The sequence below is a fragment of the Variovorax sp. YR750 genome (assembly GCF_900109805.1).
GTDB classification, from domain to species: Bacteria; Pseudomonadota; Gammaproteobacteria; order Burkholderiales; family Burkholderiaceae_C; genus Variovorax; species Variovorax gossypii.
The window spans coordinates 319,846-337,621 of record NZ_FOBJ01000005.1 but is presented as its reverse complement, the minus strand read 5'-3'; the positions used below and the strand labels follow the sequence as shown (position 1 = coordinate 337,621).

The following is a 17,776-nucleotide window of genomic DNA, read 5'->3' as shown; positions in this document are numbered from 1 at the left end:
TCCTTGGTTTTCTGTGGTCGATGCGGCCTCAGCGGCCGTTGGCCTGGCGCCACGCTGCGAAGTCGGTGCGGCTCTGCTCGTCGGTGGGCGGATAGAGGCCGAGGATGGAGCGGCCTTCGAGCACCTTCTCCTGCACGAAGTCTTCGAAGGCAGTCATCTCGGTAGCCTCGGCGGCGACCTCGTCGGCCATGTGCGCGGGAATGACGATCACGCCCTCCGCGTCGCCGACGACCACGTCGCCGGGGAACACCGGCGCGTCGCCACAGCCGATGGGCACGTTGATGTCGATGGCCTGGTGCAGCGTGAGGTTGGTGGGCGCGCTGGGGCGCTGGTGGTATGCGGGAAATTCGAGCTTCGCGATGTCGGGGCTGTCGCGGAAGCCGCCGTCGGTGACCACGCCTGCAACGCCGCGCTTCATGAGCCGCGTGACGAGGATGCCGCCGGCCGATGCGGCGCGCGCATCCTTGCGGCTGTCGATGACGAGCACCGCGCCCTCGGGGCACTGTTCCACCGCCTTGCGCTGCGGGTGGTCGCGGTCGAGGAAGACGCTGATCTGGTTCAGGTCTTCGCGCGCCGGCATGTAGCGCAGCGTGAAGGCCTCGCCCACCATGTTGGGAAGTCCGGGGTTGAGCGGGCGCACGTCCTGGATGAACTGGTGGCGCAGGCCGCGCTTGAACAAGGCCGTGCACAGGGTGGCGGTGCTCACCTTCATGAGCTGGTCGCGGGTGGCGGGATTCACGTGTGGTCTCCGTTGTCGGCTGAAATGAAGTCGGGTTGATGGGCGGGTCAGAAGATGTCGGGCTCCGGCACCGGCTTGCCGAAGCTGGTCTCGAGGAAGTCGAAGTCGCAGCCTTCGTCGGCCTGCCTGATGTGGCGGCCGAACATCCAGCCGTAGCCGCGCTCGTAGCGCGGCGGCGGCGGCGTCCATGCGGCCTTGCGGCGCGCGAGTTCTTCGTCGTCGATCTCGAGGTGGATGCGGCGCGCGGGCACGTCGACGGTGATGCGGTCGCCGGTCTGCACCAGCGCGAGCGGTCCGCCGACGGCGGCTTCGGGCGAGCAGTGCAGCAGGCAGCCGCCGTAGCTGGTGCCGCTCATGCGCGCGTCGGACAGGCGCAGCATGTCCTTCACGCCCTGCTTCAGCAGCTTGGTCGGTATGGGCAGCATGCCCCACTCGGGCATGCCGGCGCCGCGCGGGCCGGCATTGCGCAGCACCAAGATGTCGTCGCCAGTCACGTCGAGGTCGGGGTCTTCCACCGCTTTCTTGAGCGACGGGTAGTCGTCGAACACCAGCGCGCGGCCGGTGTGCTTCAGCAGGTGCGGCGCACAGGCGCTGGGCTTGATGACCACGCCGTCGGGCGCGAGGTTGCCGCGCAGCACGGCCAGCGCGCCCTCCGCATAGATCGGGTTGGACAACGGCCGGATCACGTCGTCGTCGTAAACCTCGGCGCCTTCGATGTTCTCTCCGATGCTGCGGCCGTTGACGGTGAGCGCCTCTGTGCGAAGGTGGCCGCGGATGCGCTCCAGCATCGCCGGCAGGCCGCCCGCGTAGAAGAAGTCTTCCATCAGGTAGGCATCGCCGCTGGGACGGATGTTGGCGATGACGGGCACGCGGCGGCTGAAGGCGTCGAAGTCCTCGAGGCTCACGGCGTGGCCGGCGCGGCGCGACATCGCGATCAGGTGGATGACGGCGTTGGTGCTGCAGCCCATGGCCATCGCGCAGGCGATGCCGTTCTCGAAGTTGGCGCGCGTGAGCATCTTCGCGGGCGTGAGGTCTTCCCAGACCATCTCGACGATGCGGCGGCCGCAGTCGGCGCTCATGCGGATGTGGTTGGCATCGGCCGCAGGAATGCTCGATGCACCCGGCAGCGTCAGGCCCACGGCCTCGGCGATGCCCATCATGGTCGCTGCCGTACCCATGGTCATGCAGGTGCCATGGCTGCGGGCAATGCCGGCTTCCATCTCGGCCCATGCCTGCTCGCCCAGGCGGCCGGCGCGGCGCTCGTCCCAGTACTTGAAGGCGTCGGAGCCGGAGCCCAGCACCTTGCCCTTCCAGTTGCCACGCAGCATGGGGCCGGCCGGCAGGTAGATGAAGGGAACGCCCATGCTCAGCGCACCCATCGTCAGGCCGGGCGTGGTCTTGTCGCAGCCACCCATCAGCACGGCGCCGTCGATCGGATGGCTGCGCAGCAGCTCTTCCGTTTCCATCGCGAGGAAGTTGCGATAGAGCATGGTCGTGGGCTTGACCATGCTTTCCGAAAGCGAGATCGCCGGCAGCTCGAGCGGAAAGCCGCCCGCCTGCAGCACACCGCGCTTCACGTCTTCCACGCGCTGCTTGAAGTGCGAGTGGCACTGGTTGGCGTCGCTCCAGGTGTTGACGATGGCAATGACGGGCTTGCCCATCCAGTCGGCGTAGCTGTAGCCCATCTGCAGCACGCGCGAGCGATGGCCGAAGGAGCGGAAGTCGTCGGGCGCGAACCAGCGGGCGCTGCGAAGGGATTCGTAGGGGCGTTTCGTCAAGGGGTTGTCTCCATGGCCGCTGCGTGAAAAGTGCGGCCTTGCCGGCCTTCGCCGGCGTCGTTCGGCGAATTAAAACACTAGTATATTAGTGCGTCAATGACACAATCGCCGGCGATGAGCGCCTCCCCGAAGATCCGACTTGACCGCACCCGCCTTGCCGCGCCGCAGGTGCTGGAGAAACTGCGCGAAGCCATCCTCGCGCTCGAACTCGTTCCCGGAACCGTGCTGCAGCGGCAAGAGTTGGCTGACCGCTTCGGCGTGAGCCAGACCCCCGTGCGCGAGGCACTGCTGAGGCTCAACGAAGAAGGGCTGGTGGACGTGTTCCCGCAGCACGCGACGCTGGTGAGCCGCATCGACATCTCCGCTGCGCGCGAAGCGCACTTCCTCCGGCGCTCCATCGAGCTTGAGTTGGTGCACCAGCTGGCCGTTGAAGAATCACCGGGCCTTGTCGACCAGCTGAAAGGCGTCATCGCCCAGCAGGCCGCGCTTGCGACGTCGCAGCGCTACGGCGACTTCGTCAACGCCGATCGCGCGTTCCATCGCCTGATGTACGAAGCCGGCGGCGTGCTGGGTCTCTGGGACCTGGTGGGACGCGTCTCGGGCCACGTCGACCGCCTGCGCCGCCTGCACCTGCCGACCGCCGGCAAGACAGAGGCGATCTTGCGCGACCATCGCGCCATCACGCGCGCCATCGAGGCGAAGGACCCGGACGCAGCCCAGGCCGCGCTGCGCAAGCACCTGTCGGGCACGCTCAGCGCGGTGAACGAGATCTGCAAGCAGTATCCCGACTACGTGATTCCCTGAAAGGGCTTCCCTGCCCTTTCACCCCAGCGCGTCGTTCACCTGCTCCCTGAACTCGCTCAGGCTGACCGCCGCGCCGATCTCCCTCGGCAGCGCGTCGCGCACCGAGAACACGCCCAGCACCTTCGCACCCGCCACCAGCGGCAGGTGGCGGAAGCCGCGCTCGAGCATGAGCACCACCGCATCGGACACCAGCGTCTCCGGCGGCACGCAGATCGGGTTGGGCGTCATCACCTCGCGCACCGGCGTGGCGTCGGGATCGAGCCCCTTGGCGAGCACGCGCGTCATGAGGTCGCGCTCGGTCAATATGCCCAGCAGCGTGTCGGGCAGCTCCATGACGAGCACGCTGCCGCAGTTGGCCCGCGTCATCGCGCAGGCAGCGTCGCGCACGCTGGCCTGCGGTGCCAGGCTGAGCACGTGCTTGCGCGAAATCGATTGGAAAACGGTGCGCTCGGCCATGATGCGCCCTCCGTGAGTGCAGCCTTGAATGGTGCCGCCGGCCCTCGCTCAGCGCAAGGAGGCGTTGAGCCGTTCCAGCGCCTGCGCGCCGGGACACAGCTGTTCCGGCCCCAGTGCGTTGAGCGGCCGGTCGCAGGTGTTGAGTGCCGTATGAAGGTCGGTGGCCAGCGGGTCGACGTACAGCAGCCCCGTGACCACCTCACCCATCTCCTGATGCCGCTGCATGTAGGCCATGGCGGCGAAACGGTCGCCCGGATCGTAGTCCGGGTGCAGGCTGCGCAGGCGCAGCAGCGTGCCGTCGTGCTGGCGCACGTCCATCACCTCGCCAGGCTCGATGTCGACGGCGATTTCCTCCCGTCCGCTGATGAAGTCGATGCGGCTCACCGCCTCGTTGTGCTCGCGGATGTAGTCGTAGCTCTTGGTGCTGCCCGGATGGTTGTTGAAGGCCACGCAGGGGCTGATCACGTCGATGAAGGCGGAGCCCCCATGGCTGATCGCGCCCTTGATGAGCGGCACCAGCTGCGCCTTGTTGCCCGAGAAGCCCCGCCCCACGTAGCTCGCGCCGAGCTGCAGCGCCATGGCCACGAGGTCCACCGGGCTGTCGGTGTTGACCACGCCCTTCTTGCTCTTCGAGCCCTGGTCGGCCGTGGCCGAGAACTGGCCCTTGGTGAGGCCGTAGACGCCGTTGTTCTCCACGATATAGGCCATGCGCACGCCGCGGCGCATCGCATGCGCGAACTGGCCCAGGCCGATGGAGGCCGAATCGCCGTCGCCCGACACGCCCAGGTACAGCAGGTCGCGGTTGGCCAGGTTGGCGCCGGTCAGCACGCTGGGCATGCGGCCGTGCACGGTGTTGAAGCCGTGCGACGCGCCGAGGAAGTAGTCCGGCGTCTTCGAGCTGCAGCCGATGCCCGAGAGCTTGGCCACGCGATGTGGTTCGATGTCGAGCTCCCAGCAGGCCTCGATGATGGAAGCCGAGATCGAGTCGTGGCCGCAGCCCGCGCAGAGCGTGGAGATCTTCCCCTCGTAGTCGCGCCGCGTGTAGCCGACCTTGTTGGTGGCCAGCGTCGGGTGCCGCAGCCTGGGCTTGGCGAGGTAGGTCATGCGGGCTCCTTCGCACCGGCGGTGCCTGGCGTGTGCGCCATCTTGCCGACATGCGCCTCGATCGCCTGGACGATGAAGCGCGCGGTGATGGGCGTGCCGTCGAAGTGCAGCACCCGCACCAGCTTCGCCGGATCGGCGTCCAGCTCGTTGACCAGCAGGCTGCGCATCTGCGCGTCGCGGTTCTGCTCGACCACGAACACGCGCTCGTGCCTGGCCAGGAACTGCACCACGCTGTCAGGGAACGGAAAGGCCCGCAGCCGCAGCGCATCGAGATGGATGCCGCGTTCTTCCAGCGCCTGCAGCGCCTCGTGCATCGAGGGGCTGGTCGAGCCGAAATAGATCACGCCCAGGTCGGTCTTCCGGGCAGCAGGCTTCAGCACGGGCTGAGGCACCAGCGTGGCCGCGGTCGCGAACTTCTTCAGCAGCCGCTCCATGTTGTAGATGTAGTCCGGGCCGCGCTCCGAATAGCGGGCGTAGGCATCGCGCGTCGTGCCGCGCGTGAAGTAGCTGCCCTTGGTCGGATGCGTGCCGGGCAGCGTGCGCCACGGAATGCCGTCGCCGTCGACGTCCTTGTAGCGGCCGAAGTCGCGGCCGGCCTCCAGCTCCTCGGCGCTCATGACCTTGCCGCGGTCGTAGGCCTTGCTGTCGTCCCACTCGAAGGGCTTGCACAGGCGCTGGTTCATGCCGATGTCCAGGTCGGTCATCACGAACACCGGCGTCTGCAGCCGGTCGGCCAGGTCCAGCGCCGCCGCCGCGTGTTCGAAGCACTCGTGCGGGTCTTCGGGAAAGAGCAGCACGTGCTTGGTGTCGCCGTGCGACGCGTAGGCGCAGCAAAGTATGTCGGCCTGCTGCGTGCGCGTAGGCATGCCGGTGGAAGGGCCGCCGCGCTGCACGTTGATGAGCGTGACCGGAATCTCCGCGAAGTAGGCCAGCCCGATGAACTCCGTCATCAGCGATATGCCCGGCCCCGAGGTCGCGGTGAAGGCCCGCGCGCCGTTCCACCCCGCTCCGACCACCACGCCGATCGACGCGAGTTCGTCCTCGGCCTGCACGATGGCGAAGCGGTGCTGGCCCGTGGACGGGTCCACGCGGAACTTGGTGCAGTACTTCTGGAAGGCCTCGGCAACCGATGACGAAGGCGTGATCGGATACCACGCCGCCACCGTCGCGCCGCCGTACACGCAGCCCAGCGCCGCCGCGCTGTTGCCGTCCACGAAGATCCTGTCGCCCACGCGGTCGGCGCGCCGCACCTTCAGCCCGACGGGCTCACGCAGGTTCTCGCGCGCGAAGTCGCAGCCCAGGTGCAGTGCCTGCACGTTGGAGGCCAGCAGCTTCTCCTTGCCCTTGTACTGCTCGGAGAACAGCTTCTCGACCACTTCGGGCTCGATGCCCAGCAGGATCGAGAGCGCGCCCACGTAGACGATGTTCTTGAACAGCTGCCGCTGTCGCGGGTCTTGATAGACCGCGTTGCAGATCTCGGTGAGCGGCATGCCGATCACGCGGATGTCGTCGCGGAACTTCGAGGGCGGCAGCGGCCGCGTGCTGTCGTAGAAGAGATAGCCGCCGGGCTCCAGCTCGGCGACGTCGGCGTCCCAGGTCTGCGGGTTCATCGCCACCATCATGTCGGTGCCGCCGCGCCGGCCGAGGTGGCCCTCTTCGGTCACGCGCACCTCGTACCAGGTGGGCAGCCCCTGGATGTTGCTGGGGAAGATGTTGCGCGGGCTCACCGGCACGCCCATGCGCAGGATGGCCTTGGCGAACAGTTCGTTGGCCGAGGCCGAGCCCGATCCGTTGACGTTGGCGAACTTGATGACGAAGTCGTTCACCGCCTCGATCTGCTTCATGCCGGCACCTCCTGGCCCTGCGCCTGCCCGGCGAGCGACATCTTCAGCAGGAACTTCTGCATGTCCCACGCGCCCGTGGGGCAGCGCTCGGCGCACAGGCCGCAGTGCAGGCAGACGTCCTCGTCCTTGACCATCACGCGGCCCGTCTTTAGTCCGCCGGACACGTACAGGTCCTGCGCCAGGTTCAGCGCCGGGGCCTTCAGGCGCGAGCGCAGCCCTTCTTCCTCGCCGTTGTCGACGAAGTTGATGCAGTCCATCGGGCAGATGTCCACGCAGGCGTCGCATTCGATGCAGGCGGTTTCGGTGAACACGGTCTGCACGTCGCAGTTCAGGCAGCGTCCGGCTTCCTTGAAGGCGGTGGCGGCGTCGAAGCCCAGCTCCACTTCCACGCGGATGCTCGCCAGCGCCGCCTCGGCCTTGGCCCACGGCACCTTGTAGCGCAGGTCGTTGGAGGTGTCGTTGTCGTAGCTCCACTCGTGGATGCCCATCTTCTGCGACACCAGGTTGGTCATGGGCGGCGGCCGGTCGTCGACCGGTTCGGCGCGCAGCAGCTTGTCGATGGACACGGCCGCCTCATGGCCGTGCGCCACCGCGGTGATGATGTTCTTCGGCCCGAAGGCCGCGTCGCCGCCGAAGAACACGTTGGGCACCGACGACTGGAAGGTGCTCGCGTCCAGCACCGGCAGGCCCCACTTGTCGAAGTCGATGCCGCAGTCGCGCTCGATCCACGGGAAGGCGTTTTCCTGGCCCACCGCCACCAGCACCTCGTCGCACTCGAAATACGCGTCGGGCTCGCCCGTGGGCTCCAGCGTGCGGCGGCCCTTGTCGTCGTAGACCGCCTTCACGATCTCGAAGCTCATGCCGACGAGCCTGCCGTTCTCGTGCACGAAGGCCTTGGGCACATGGAAGTTGATGATCGGAATGCCCTCGTGCTGGGCGTCTTCCTTCTCCCAGGGCGAGGCCTTCATCTCCTCGAAGCCGCTGCGCACGATGACCTTCACGTCGGTGCCGCCCAGCCGGCGCGCCGAGCGGCAGCAGTCCATGGCCGTGTTGCCGCCACCGAGCACGATCACGCGCTTGCCGATGCTGCTGACATGTCCGAAGGAAACGGAGTTCAGCCAGTCGATGCCGATGTGGATGCTCTCGGCCGCTTCACGCCGGCCCGGAATGTCGAGGTCGCGCCCGCGAGGCGCGCCGCAGCCGACGAAGATCGCGTCCCAGCCCTGCCCCATCAGCGCGGTCATCGAGTCGATGCGCTCGCCGCCGCGGAACTCGACGCCCAGGTCGAGCACGTAGCCGGTTTCCTCGTCGATCACAGACTCCGGCAGCCTGAAGCGCGGAATCTGCGTGCGGATGAAGCCGCCCGGCTTGGCCTCGCCGTCGAACACCGTCACTTCGTAGCCCAGCGGCGCGAGGTCGCGCGCGACGGTGAGCGAGGCCGGCCCGGCGCCGATGCATGCGACGCGCTTGCCGTTGCTCGGTTCCGTCTTCGGCATGCGCGCGCGCACGTCCTCCTTCATGTCGGCGGCCACGCGCTTGAGCCTGCAGATGGCCACCGGCTCCGGAGCCTGCGTATTGCTTTCTTCCACCCGCCCGCGCCGGCAGGCCGGCTCGCAGGGTCGGTCGCAGGTGCGGCCCAGGATGCCCGGAAAGACGTTGGAGACCCAGTTGACCATGTACGCGTCGCCGTATCGGCGCTGCGCGATCATGCGTATGTATTCGGGGACGGGAGTGTGCGCCGGGCAGGCGTACTGGCAATCGACGACCTTGTGGAAATAGGCCGGGTTGGCAATGTTCGTTCGCTGCAACACGTGTCTCCTGGCTGTCGCCCGGAACCCCGGAGGGGCCGACGAGTGGCTTGTGGCGCTTTTGGCGGAGTATGCGCCGCTCAGGCTGGAGCGCAAGCTTGGTGAAATCCCGCAGCCACCGGAGCCCCGCCCGGGGCCTCACCCAGGGCTCATCCGAGCGCGACGGCGAACAGGGCGTCGATCAGCGGCCGTTCCCTGCGGATGGACAGGCAGCACAGCGAGTAGCTGATCGACAGCTGCTCGTCGTCGACGGCGACCGCCACGAGTCCCGGCAGCGGAATGAACTCCACCTGCGTGACGAAGGAAACGCCCATTCCATTGGCCACCGCGTGCTGGATGGCCTCGCGGCTGTTGATCTCCATCGCGCAGTGCAGGCTCACGTCCTGCTGCCGGCAGGCGCGCTCGACGCGATGCCGGGTCTTGGAGCCGGGCTCGCGCATGATGACCGTCTCGCCTTCGATGTCGCGGGTGGAGATGGACTTGCGCTTCGTCCATGCATGGCCCTCGGGCACCACCGCGACGATGCGCTCCGTGCGATAGGGCTCGATGTGCAGGCCTTCCGCCCCGGCCGGATCGACGACGATGCCGACGTCGATGCTGAAGTCCTGCAGGCCCTGCAAGGTGGACTCTTCCGACCCGATCGACACCGTGATGTCCAGCGGCGGGTGTGCTTCCTTGAAGTTGCGCGCCAGCTCCATCGCGATGGGCGGCGACACCGCGCCGACGCGCACCAGCCCCACCTTGAGCTTGCGCGCGCTCTGCAGGAAGAGCATGGCTTCCTCCTCCTGCCCGAACAGCCCCTGCGTGATGGCATAGAGCCGCTCGCCCGCGGCCGTGAGCTTCACGCTGCGGCCGCTGCGCAGGAAGAGCTCCACGCTGAAGCGGGTCTCCAACGACTTGACCTGGTCGGTCACCGTCGGCTGCCCGATGTGCAGGTATTGCGCCGCCGAGGTGAAGCCCCCGGTCTTCGCCACGGCGTGAAAGCATCTGATCGATTTGTAGTACTGGTGGAACATGGATTCGGGCCCCGGGGGCGTGCAGCCTCTCACAGGCGCGCCCGCGCGCGAATGGGCGCTTTCCCCGGGTCGCAATGCCGGCGCGAGCCGTTCATCCATCGGTTTTCGACCAGGCGCACACCGGAAATGCGATTGGACGGAACTTCGGGCCGCTTCGACACTGCCTTCACCAAGAAAGAAACTCGCGGCACAGCGCGATGCAGAAGCAGCGAAAAGAGAAGCCACCGAAGCAACCGCCGACACGAGACAAACCCGATGCCCCACGCATATCACAACCCCGTATCCATCCACAGCGGCCGAGGCAGCCTTGAACGGCTCCCATCGATACTCGCCGGCCGCCGCGTCGCGGTCGTCACCTTTCCCGAGGCGCGCGAGCTCGGGCTGGTCGAGCGCCTCGAGAAGCTCCTGCCCGGCTCGCTTGTCGAGGTGATCGACGACGTGCGCCCCAACCCCGACGTGGCGCACCTGAGCGCCCTGTACGACCGCTTCTGGCAGTCGCCCGATGCCTGCGACGCGATCGTGGCAGTCGGCGGCGGCAGCGCCATCGACACAGCCAAGGCGCTGATGGTGGGCACCGCGAGCGGTCGCTTCGACGAACTGGTCGACCTGCTGTCGGCGGGCAAGTCCTTCGAGCCCGCCAGCGTCAAGCCGCTGATCGCCGTGCCGACGACGGCCGGCACCGGCAGCGAGGTGACGCCGTGGGCGACGATCTGGGACGCAGCCCGGCAGAAGAAGTATTCGCTGCACCTGCAGGCCACCTGGCCCGAGGCAGCCATCGTCGACCCCGAGCTGATGCTCTCGGTGCCGGCGGGAACCACCGTGTCGACCGGGCTCGATGCGCTGTCCCATGCGCTGGAGTCGGTGTGGAACGTAAACGCGAACCCGGTCTCCGACACCTTCGCCATCTCCGCCGTGCAGGACATCTTCGAATGCCTGCCGGCCCTGGTGAAAGATCTGCGCAGCATCGAACTGCGCGAGCGCATGGCGATGGCCGCGCTGAAGGCCGGGCTCGCGTTCTCCAACACGAAGACGGCGCTGGCCCATTCGATCTCGTACGAGATGACGCTGCGCTACGGCCTGCCTCACGGCATCGCCTGCTCGTTCACGCTGCCGATCGTTCTCGAGAAGGCATGGGCGCGCTCGCCCGATCGCGACCGCACGCTGCAGCGCCTCTTCGGTCCCGACCTGCGCGCCGGTGCCCTGCGCCTGCGCGACTTCCTTCAGGGGCTGGGCGTGAAGACCGAGTTCGCGGACTACGGCGTGGCGGACGCCGAGGCCACGGCCATGATCGCGCGCGCCATGGACGGGGCACGCGGCAGGAACTTCATCGGCGCGGTGTCGGCCTAGCCGGTCGAAACCGAAGAACGGCAAGAAAAAGATACCGGCGCCACAGCCGGTTCCACGGACCCAGGTCCGTCGGGAACAGGAAAAAACAGGAGACAAGACATGCAACTGGCGAACCAGGGTTTGCAGGCCGGCGCGTACGCGCAGCCCCACGAGTTTTCATTCCGGCGTGCGCAGTGGCGAATGCTGCTGGCCGCCATGTTCTGCTACCTCTTCTTCTACACCGGCCGGCAGACTTTCGGCTTCGCCATTCCGGGGCTGCAGAAGGAATTCGGGCTGTCGAAGGAGGTGCTGGGCTGGGCCTCGGCCAGCCTGCTGTGGTGCTACGCCATCGGTCAGGCGATCAACGGCAACCTCGCCGACAAGTTCGGCGGCCGCCGCGTGATGACCGCGGGCGCCATTCTTTCGTGCGCGGCCAACTGGGTGGTGAGCTTCGCGGTCGGCTTCAAGACGCTCGCGATTCCATGGGGCGTCAACGGCTACTTCCAGGCGCTCGGCTGGGCGCCGGGCAGCCGCCTGCTGTCGAACTGGTGGGGCACGAGCGAGCGCGGCAAGGTGTTCGGCTTCTACACCTTCGCGGCGGGGTGCGCGTCGATCCTCTCGTTCGTCACCTCCATCATCGTCGTCAACGTGCTGCACCTGGACTGGCGCTGGATCTTCAGGCTGCCCGTGCTGCTGATGCTGGTGGGCGGCATCGCGTTCTACCTGATCGCCCGTGAACGCCCCGAGGACCTGGGCTTCAAGTCGCCCGACACCGGCATCGCCAACGCGGAAGACGCGAAGGCGGCCGCCGCGAGCCACGCCGCACCCGAGGAAAGCTCGTGGAGCCGCTACAAGGCGGTGTTGTGCAACCCGAGGCTGCTCATCGCCGCGCTCGCCATCGGCTTCCAGAACGCGGCGCGCTACGGCCTGATCGTCTGGGTGCCGGTGCACTTCCTCGGCAAGGACTGGAGCAAGATGGCCGACGGCATGATCGATCCGGCCTGGATCTCGGTGGCTCTGCCGGTGGGCATGGCCTTCGGCGCGCTCACCAACGGCTGGATCTCCGACCGCGTGTTCGGCTCGAAGCGCTACAAGGCGATCGTGCTCTACATGCTGCTGGGCGCGGCCGCCTCGATCGGCATGTACCTCACGCCCACGAGCATCGCCGGGCTGGCGCTGCTCTTCCTCGCGGGCTTCTTCGTCTACGGCCCCGCTTCCTCCTTCTGGGCCCTGTGCCCCGACCTCGTGGGAGCCAAGCGCTCGGGCACGGCCACCGGCGTCATGAACTTCTTCTCCTACCTGCTGGCGGGCCTGGGCGAACCGCTGATCGGCCGGCTGCTGGACCACTCGGGCAGCACGTCGATGGTCTTCCCGATCGTCGCGGCCAGCTGCCTCATCAGCGCCGCCATCGCGGTCTTCATCCGGCGCTGAGGCGGGCCGCCCTTCCCTTCATCCAACCGATCGATCGATCCATCCATCTCCATCAAGGAACCCTCTGCCATGAAACCCGAATCGCTGGAAGTCAACGCCCGAAGCTACCGCTGGATGAGCCGCCCCGTCGTGGTCGTGTGCGTCGACGGCTGCGAGCCCGCCTACCTCGACGCAGCCATCGCCGCCGGCGTGGCGCCATACATCGAGCGCATGAGAAAGACCGGCGCCGACCTGCTGGCCGACTGCGTGGTGCCCTCGTTCACCAACCCGAACAACCTGTCGATCGTGACCGGCGCGCCGCCCGCGGTGCACGGCATCTGCGGCAACTACTTCTTCGACCGCGAGCTCGGCCAGGAAGTGATGATGAACGACCCTAAGTACCTGCGCGCCGGCACGGTCCTCGCAGCCTTCGCGGATGCGGGCGCCAAAGTGGCTGTGGTGACCGCCAAGGACAAGCTGCGCAAGCTGCTGGGCCACCGCATGAAGGGCATCTGCTTCTCGTCGGAGAAGGCCGACCAGGCCACCGTGGAGGAGAACGGCATCGACGGCGTGGTCGCGATGGTCGGCATGCCCGTGCCCTCGGTGTACAGCGCGGAGCTGTCGGAGTTCGTGTTCGCGGCCGGCGTGAAGCTGATGGAGTCGCGCCGCCCCGACCTGATGTACCTCTCGACCACCGACTACGTGCAGCACAAGGCCGCCCCCGGAAGCCCCGCCGCCAATGCCTTCTACGCGATGATGGACGCCTACCTCGCACGGCTCGACGCGTTGGGCGCCACCATCGTGCTCACCGCCGACCATGGCATGAACGACAAGCACGACGCGCAGGGAGCGCCGAAGGTCGTCTACCTGCAGGACGTGCTCGACGACTGGTACGGCCAGGACGAGGCGCGCGTCATCCTGCCGATCACCGACCCCTACGTGGTGCACCACGGCGCGCTCGGTTCCTTCGCCACGGTCTATGCACCCGACGAGGCCCGCGTGCCTGGCTGGATCGACCGGCTGCAGAGCCTGCCGGGCATGGAGCTGGTGCTTTCGCGCAAGGACGCGGCCCAGCGCTTCGAGCTGCCGCCCGACCGCATCGGCGACATCGTGGTCGTCAGCGAACGCAGCACGGTCATCGGCACCTCGGCGAGCCGGCACGACCTCTCGGCGCTCGAGGTGCCTCTGCGCTCGCACGGCGGGGTCTCGGAGCAGCGCGTGCCGCTGATCTGCAACCGCCCCGTCGCCGGCATCGCGGCCGGCCGCCGGCTGCGCAACTTCGATGCGCTCGACCTCGCGCTGAACCACGCCCAGTAACGCCCGCCTCTACTGAAGACCGTCATGAACCAAGCCCTGCCCAAGCCCGCCGAGATCCATCACGAAGCGCTGCGCATCGCCGGCGAACGCGTCTACCGCGACGAGGTCATCGAGGTGACCTATCCCTACACCGGCGAAGTGATCGCCACCGTGCCGAAGGCCACGCTGGCGGACGTGCGGCGCGCCTATCGCATCGCCTGCGACTACAGGCCGACGCTCACGCGCTACGAGCGTTATCGCATCCTGATGCGCGCGGGCGAGATCATCGCCTCGCGCCTGGACGAGATCTCGCGCACCATCACGCTGGAGTCGGGCCTGTGCCGCAAGGATTCGCTGTACGAGGTGGGCCGCGCATCCGACGTGCTGCTGTTCGCCGCCAACCAGGCGCTGGTGGACGACGGCCAGGTGTTCTCCTGCGACCTCACGCACCACGGCAAGAGCCGCAAGGTCTACACGCTGCGCGAGCCGCTGCAGGGCGCGATCACGGCGATCACGCCGTTCAACCATCCGCTGAACCAGGTGATCCACAAGGTGGCGCCTTCCATCGCCACCAACAACCGCATGGTGCTCAAGCCCAGCGAGAAGACGCCGCTCTCGGCCTTCATCCTCGCCGACATCCTGTACGAGGCGGGCCTTCCGCCGCAGATGCTGTCGGTGATCACCGGAGACCCGCGCGAGATCGCCGACGAGATGCTCACCAGCGCCGACGTCGACCTCGTCACCTTCACCGGCGGCGTGGCCATCGGCAAGTACATCGCGGGCAAGGCGGTCTACAAGCGGCAGATCCTGGAGCTGGGCGGCAACGATCCGATCATCGTGATGGAAGACGCCGACGTCGAGGAAGCCGCGACGCTGGCGGCCAGCGGCTCCTACAAGAACTCGGGCCAGCGCTGCACGGCCATCAAGCGCATGCTGGTGCACGAGGCGGTGGCCGACCGCTTCGTCGAGCTGCTGGTGCGCAAGACCGAGGCACTGAAGTACGGCGACCCGATGGACCCGCACACGGATATGGGCACGGTGATCGACGAGGCTGCGGCGAAGCAATTCGAGTCGGTGGTCGGCGAGGCCATTGCCGGCGGCGCGAAGCTGCTGTACGGCAACGTGCGGCGTGGCGCGCTGTACTCGCCCACGGTGCTCGACCACGTCGAACCGGGGATGACGGTCGCGAAGCACGAGACCTTCGGGCCGGTCTCGCCGGTGATCCGCTTCTCGAGCATCGAGGAGGCCATCCGCATCTCCAACGGCACGGCCTACGGCCTCTCGTCGGCCGTATGCACGAACCGCATGGACTACATCACGCGCTTCATCCGCGAACTGAACGTGGGCAGCGTGAACGTTCGTGAGGTGCCGGGCTACCGGCTGGAGCTCACGCCCTTCGGCGGCATCAAGGACTCGGGCCTTGGCTACAAGGAAGGCGTGCTGGAGGCGATGAAGAGCTTCACCAACACCAAGACCTACTCGCTGCCATGGTGATCTCCAGGTGAAGCGGCCCTCCGGCGAAGCCATCTGCGCCAGGAGGGCGATTCCCCCATTGCGGACTTCATGCGCTCACAATGTCCGCCGGTTACTCCACGGGACGACACCATGAGCGTTTTGCACATGTTTCTACCGGTATGCGAGCCGGCGCGCAGCGAGGCGCTGGCACTGTTGCGGAAGACACACCACCTGCCCCGCCACCTCGTCAAGGGCATCGCGATAAGACATCACGGCCAAAGCGAAGCGGCCGCCGCGCCCGACGCGCAGCTGGCCCAGCAGCAGGCACAGACACCGCCACCGGAAGCACAGGCACCGGCCTCGCCGCAATAGCCGCGGCGGCAGCCAGGTCGAAGATCACTCACTGGCCCGCGTTCGGCGTGGCGCGGGCCAGCAGCCGGATGTGCTCGAAATCGAGCAGGTCCAGCGCATGCCGCACCGCCTCGACCAGCGCCGAATGGCGCGCATCGGCCGCGAGGCGGTCGGCCCACTCGTGCAGGTCGCTCCAGCGGCCGTCGCGTGCGAGCGTCTCGAGTTCGTCGCGCACCGCCGCGGGCAGCGGCGCGATCGCGGGCACCGGCATGCGCCTGGCCTTGCCGGCAGGCGCCGGAACGGGCAGCACGGGACGCGGCGGCGGCTTCACGACCACCGGCACGAGCTCCTTCGGAGCCTCCTTCACGATCACCGAGAAGCGCACGCGCGTTCCCAGGTTGCGGCGGCTTTCCAGCTGCATCCGCCCGCCCATGTGCTGCACGATGCGCCGCGCTATCGTCAGCCCGAAGCCGTGGCCGTTCGAGCTGGGTGCGCCCTGCTCGAAGGCTTTCACGATGCGTGCCTGGTCTTCCTTTTCGATGCCGACGCCGCTGTCCCACACGTCGAACTCGAGCCGCCATGAATCCTGGCGCGGGCGCGCCTGCACGCGCAGGCCGATCTTGCCGTCGCGCGTGAACTTCGCGGCGTTCGACAGCAGGTTCAGCAGCAGCTGCTGGAAGCGCTTGCTGTCCAGCTGGACGGCGGTGGGCAGCGCGCCCAGCACATCCAGCTCGAAGAGGTTGCGCTGGCGCTGGGCGAGCGTGTCGGCGTACTGCGCGATGTCGTCGATCAGCGCGCGCAGGTGCACCGGCCGCGGCTCGAACGAGAAGGGAAGCAGCTCGCTCCTCGCGTAGTCGAGCAGGTCGTCGATGAGCGCGAGCTGGTAGGCCGCGCTGCGCTCGATGGCCTGCAGCCGCTCGGGCGGCGGCGGGCCGTCGACGTCGAGCAGGCGCACGTTGCCGACGATGGTCGACAGCGGCGCGCGCAGGTCGTGGCTGATGTAGGCAAGCAGCTGCGTCTGGTCGCGCGACTGCTGCTCGGCCTGCTCCAGCGCCGCGTTCAGCGCGTGCGTCTTGCGCTCCACCTCGTCCTGCAGCCGCTGCTGTTCTTCCGCCTGCCAGTGCGCCAGCGTGCGCTGCGCGGAATGCCGCTGGCGCGACAGGTGGTGCGCCCACACCGCCAGCGCCACCAGGCCGACGAGCATGCCCGGGAAGCCCAGCGCGTAGGCGTCGAAGCCGGGAATCATGTGCGATGGCATCGCCAGTTCGACCAACCGCAAACACACGCCGACGGCGACGATGGTCATCACCGGAAATGCCAGCCGCCCGCCGGGCCCCGCGCGGCGCATGTAGACGAAGGTGCTGACGGTGAGCGACAGCACCACCAGCGGCGCGCTCAGCGTGCCCGCTGTCGCGAAGGGCGCGTAGGGCCCGAAGAGCGTGCCCAGCACCACCACGCACTGCGCCAGCGCGAGCACCACGAGCCAGCGCAGCCCGGGCACGCGCACCGGACCGCGCCGCGACACGGTGTAAAGGTAGAACATCAGCGACAGCACGCAGCAGCCCGCGGTGACGCCCGCCGCGCGGTAGCTCCACTCGATGCTGTCTGGCCACAGTGCGAGCCGCGCGTGGCCGCGGTATGTGCTCTCGTAGAGCGCCACCAGCGCGAAGCCCATGCTCTGCAGCGCCATCGCCAGGTGGCGCGAGATGACCCACAGCGACAGCGAATACACCGACAGCACCAGCAGTCCGCCGATGAGCAGGCCGTCGAGCAGCGCATGGCTGCTTTCCGACATGCGCCACGCGTCCGCCGAATACAGCTTCGGCACGAGCTTGACGCTGCTGTTGGTGCGCACCCGCACCAGCACGCGCGCCTGCTCTCCGGGGCGCAGGTCGAGGTCCAGCGTGGGCACGCGGTCGCGGTCGCGAGCGGCGCTCGAACGCACCGACACGCCGGCCTGTTCGTGCGTCCACGTGGCCCAGCCCGCGAGTTCGCGGCGGGCATGGAAATCGACGTGCTGCAGCCATGTCGCATCGAGCACCAGCCGCAGCGGCTGGATCGCGTCGCTGCCGTTCACCACGGTCAGCCGCAGCCAGAACGCCGACTTCGAAAAGCCCGGCCGCATGCGCGCGGGCGTGCCGGGCTGGAAACCGTCGGGACCGTCGCCCGGCAGCGCGTCGACCTCGTCGAGCGACATGCGCGCGCCGGTGTCCTCGAACACTTCGACGCGCGTGTCGAGCGCAATGGGCCAGCGGGTCTCGTCGTCGATGCGCAGCACGTCCGCCCAGGCGGCGGGAAGCGCCGTCGCCATCAGCCAGAAGACGGCGCAAAGCAGGAGCGCGCGAGTGCCGCCAAGGCCCGGGGTGGTCACCGCCTTTGCCGGTGCCGC

General features: G+C 67.9%; 14 protein-coding genes. 6 read left to right on the top strand and 8 right to left on the bottom strand.

What is annotated here, in order from left to right; all coding sequences use genetic code 11:
- Positions 1-28: 28 nt before the first annotated feature.
- Together BMY35_RS13055 and araD are read right to left on the bottom strand one after the other, a co-directional pair.
- Positions 29-739 carry a ribonuclease activity regulator RraA gene (locus BMY35_RS13055; RefSeq protein WP_093199205.1) on the bottom strand — a complete coding sequence of 237 codons (711 nt, stop codon included), beginning with the start codon at positions 737-739 and terminating at the stop codon, positions 29-31.
- Between the two features lie 47 nt (positions 740-786).
- Positions 787-2,517, bottom strand: a complete 1,731-nt coding sequence (gene araD / locus BMY35_RS13050) for an L-arabinonate dehydratase (RefSeq protein ID WP_093199203.1) — start codon at positions 2,515-2,517, stop codon at positions 787-789.
- A gap of 114 nt (positions 2,518-2,631) precedes the next feature.
- On the opposite strand from araD, the gene BMY35_RS13045 reads away from it, so the two are divergent.
- The gene (locus BMY35_RS13045; protein WP_093199199.1) at positions 2,632-3,321 is read left to right on the top strand and encodes a GntR family transcriptional regulator; all 690 of its coding nucleotides are present in this window, start codon (positions 2,632-2,634) and stop codon (positions 3,319-3,321) included.
- Positions 3,322-3,339: 18 nt separating this feature from the next.
- Here BMY35_RS13045 and BMY35_RS13040 read toward each other — a convergent pair whose 3' ends face one another.
- The 5 genes from BMY35_RS13040 to BMY35_RS13020 all read right to left on the bottom strand — a co-directional run bounded on the left by BMY35_RS13040 (position 3,340) and on the right by BMY35_RS13020 (position 9,549).
- Entirely contained in the window at positions 3,340-3,777 is a 438-nt protein-coding gene (locus tag BMY35_RS13040) for a CBS domain-containing protein (RefSeq protein ID WP_093199197.1), read from the bottom strand.
- 48 nt (positions 3,778-3,825) lie between these two features.
- Complete coding sequence (locus BMY35_RS13035; protein ID WP_093199194.1) at positions 3,826-4,881, bottom strand: 2-oxoacid:ferredoxin oxidoreductase subunit beta; 1,056 nt, start codon at positions 4,879-4,881, stop codon at positions 3,826-3,828.
- A complete protein-coding gene (locus BMY35_RS13030) occupies positions 4,878-6,725 on the bottom strand; it encodes a 2-oxoacid:acceptor oxidoreductase subunit alpha (RefSeq protein ID WP_093199190.1) in 1,848 nt (615 codons plus the stop codon). The genes BMY35_RS13035 and BMY35_RS13030 overlap by 4 nt, the downstream gene beginning before the upstream one ends.
- On the bottom strand, positions 6,722-8,533 hold the full coding sequence (locus tag BMY35_RS13025; protein ID WP_093199187.1) for an FAD-dependent oxidoreductase: 1,812 nt from the start codon (positions 8,531-8,533) through the stop codon (positions 6,722-6,724). The genes BMY35_RS13030 and BMY35_RS13025 overlap by 4 nt, the downstream gene beginning before the upstream one ends.
- A gap of 149 nt (positions 8,534-8,682) precedes the next feature.
- On the bottom strand, positions 8,683-9,549 hold the full coding sequence (locus tag BMY35_RS13020; RefSeq protein ID WP_093199183.1) for a LysR substrate-binding domain-containing protein: 867 nt from the start codon (positions 9,547-9,549) through the stop codon (positions 8,683-8,685).
- A 255-nt stretch (positions 9,550-9,804) separates the two neighbouring features.
- Between BMY35_RS13020 and psrA the strand changes: the two genes are divergently transcribed.
- The 5 genes from psrA to BMY35_RS12995 all read left to right on the top strand — a co-directional run bounded on the left by psrA (position 9,805) and on the right by BMY35_RS12995 (position 15,408).
- Entirely contained in the window at positions 9,805-10,896 is a 1,092-nt protein-coding gene (gene psrA / locus BMY35_RS13015) for an iron-containing alcohol dehydrogenase PsrA (RefSeq protein ID WP_093199179.1), read from the top strand.
- Between the two features lie 99 nt (positions 10,897-10,995).
- On the top strand, positions 10,996-12,306 hold the full coding sequence (locus BMY35_RS13010) for an MFS transporter (RefSeq protein WP_093199176.1): 1,311 nt from the start codon (positions 10,996-10,998) through the stop codon (positions 12,304-12,306).
- 69 nt (positions 12,307-12,375) lie between these two features.
- The gene (phnA, locus tag BMY35_RS13005) at positions 12,376-13,602 is read left to right on the top strand and encodes a phosphonoacetate hydrolase (protein WP_093199173.1); all 1,227 of its coding nucleotides are present in this window, start codon (positions 12,376-12,378) and stop codon (positions 13,600-13,602) included.
- A gap of 24 nt (positions 13,603-13,626) precedes the next feature.
- Positions 13,627-15,075 carry a phosphonoacetaldehyde dehydrogenase gene (gene phnY, locus BMY35_RS13000; RefSeq protein WP_093199171.1) on the top strand — a complete coding sequence of 483 codons (1,449 nt, stop codon included), beginning with the start codon at positions 13,627-13,629 and terminating at the stop codon, positions 15,073-15,075.
- A 111-nt stretch (positions 15,076-15,186) separates the two neighbouring features.
- Positions 15,187-15,408, top strand: a complete 222-nt coding sequence (locus BMY35_RS12995; protein ID WP_240652289.1) for a hypothetical protein — start codon at positions 15,187-15,189, stop codon at positions 15,406-15,408.
- Between the two features lie 28 nt (positions 15,409-15,436).
- Here the strand turns inward: BMY35_RS12995 and BMY35_RS12990 are convergent, their stop codons facing one another.
- Positions 15,437-17,698 carry a sensor histidine kinase gene (locus BMY35_RS12990; protein ID WP_218152987.1) on the bottom strand — a complete coding sequence of 754 codons (2,262 nt, stop codon included), beginning with the start codon at positions 17,696-17,698 and terminating at the stop codon, positions 15,437-15,439.
- Positions 17,699-17,776 lie beyond the last annotated feature (78 nt).

Coding starts and splice junctions, on each gene's coding strand:
- BMY35_RS13045 (WP_093199199.1), top strand. CDS start 2,632: ATGAGCGCCTCCCCGAAGATCCGACTTGACCGCACCCGCCTTGCCGCG.
- BMY35_RS13040 (WP_093199197.1), bottom strand. CDS start 3,777: ATGGCCGAGCGCACCGTTTTCCAATCGATTTCGCGCAAGCACGTGCTC.
- BMY35_RS13035 (WP_093199194.1), bottom strand. CDS start 4,881: ATGACCTACCTCGCCAAGCCCAGGCTGCGGCACCCGACGCTGGCCACC.
- BMY35_RS13030 (WP_093199190.1), bottom strand. CDS start 6,725: ATGAAGCAGATCGAGGCGGTGAACGACTTCGTCATCAAGTTCGCCAAC.
- BMY35_RS13020 (WP_093199183.1), bottom strand. CDS start 9,549: ATGTTCCACCAGTACTACAAATCGATCAGATGCTTTCACGCCGTGGCG.
- psrA (WP_093199179.1), top strand. CDS start 9,805: ATGCCCCACGCATATCACAACCCCGTATCCATCCACAGCGGCCGAGGC.
- BMY35_RS13010 (WP_093199176.1), top strand. CDS start 10,996: ATGCAACTGGCGAACCAGGGTTTGCAGGCCGGCGCGTACGCGCAGCCC.
- phnA (WP_093199173.1), top strand. CDS start 12,376: ATGAAACCCGAATCGCTGGAAGTCAACGCCCGAAGCTACCGCTGGATG.
- phnY (WP_093199171.1), top strand. CDS start 13,627: ATGAACCAAGCCCTGCCCAAGCCCGCCGAGATCCATCACGAAGCGCTG.
- BMY35_RS12995 (WP_240652289.1), top strand. CDS start 15,187: ATGAGCGTTTTGCACATGTTTCTACCGGTATGCGAGCCGGCGCGCAGC.
- BMY35_RS12990 (WP_218152987.1), bottom strand. CDS start 17,698: ATGGCGACGGCGCTTCCCGCCGCCTGGGCGGACGTGCTGCGCATCGAC.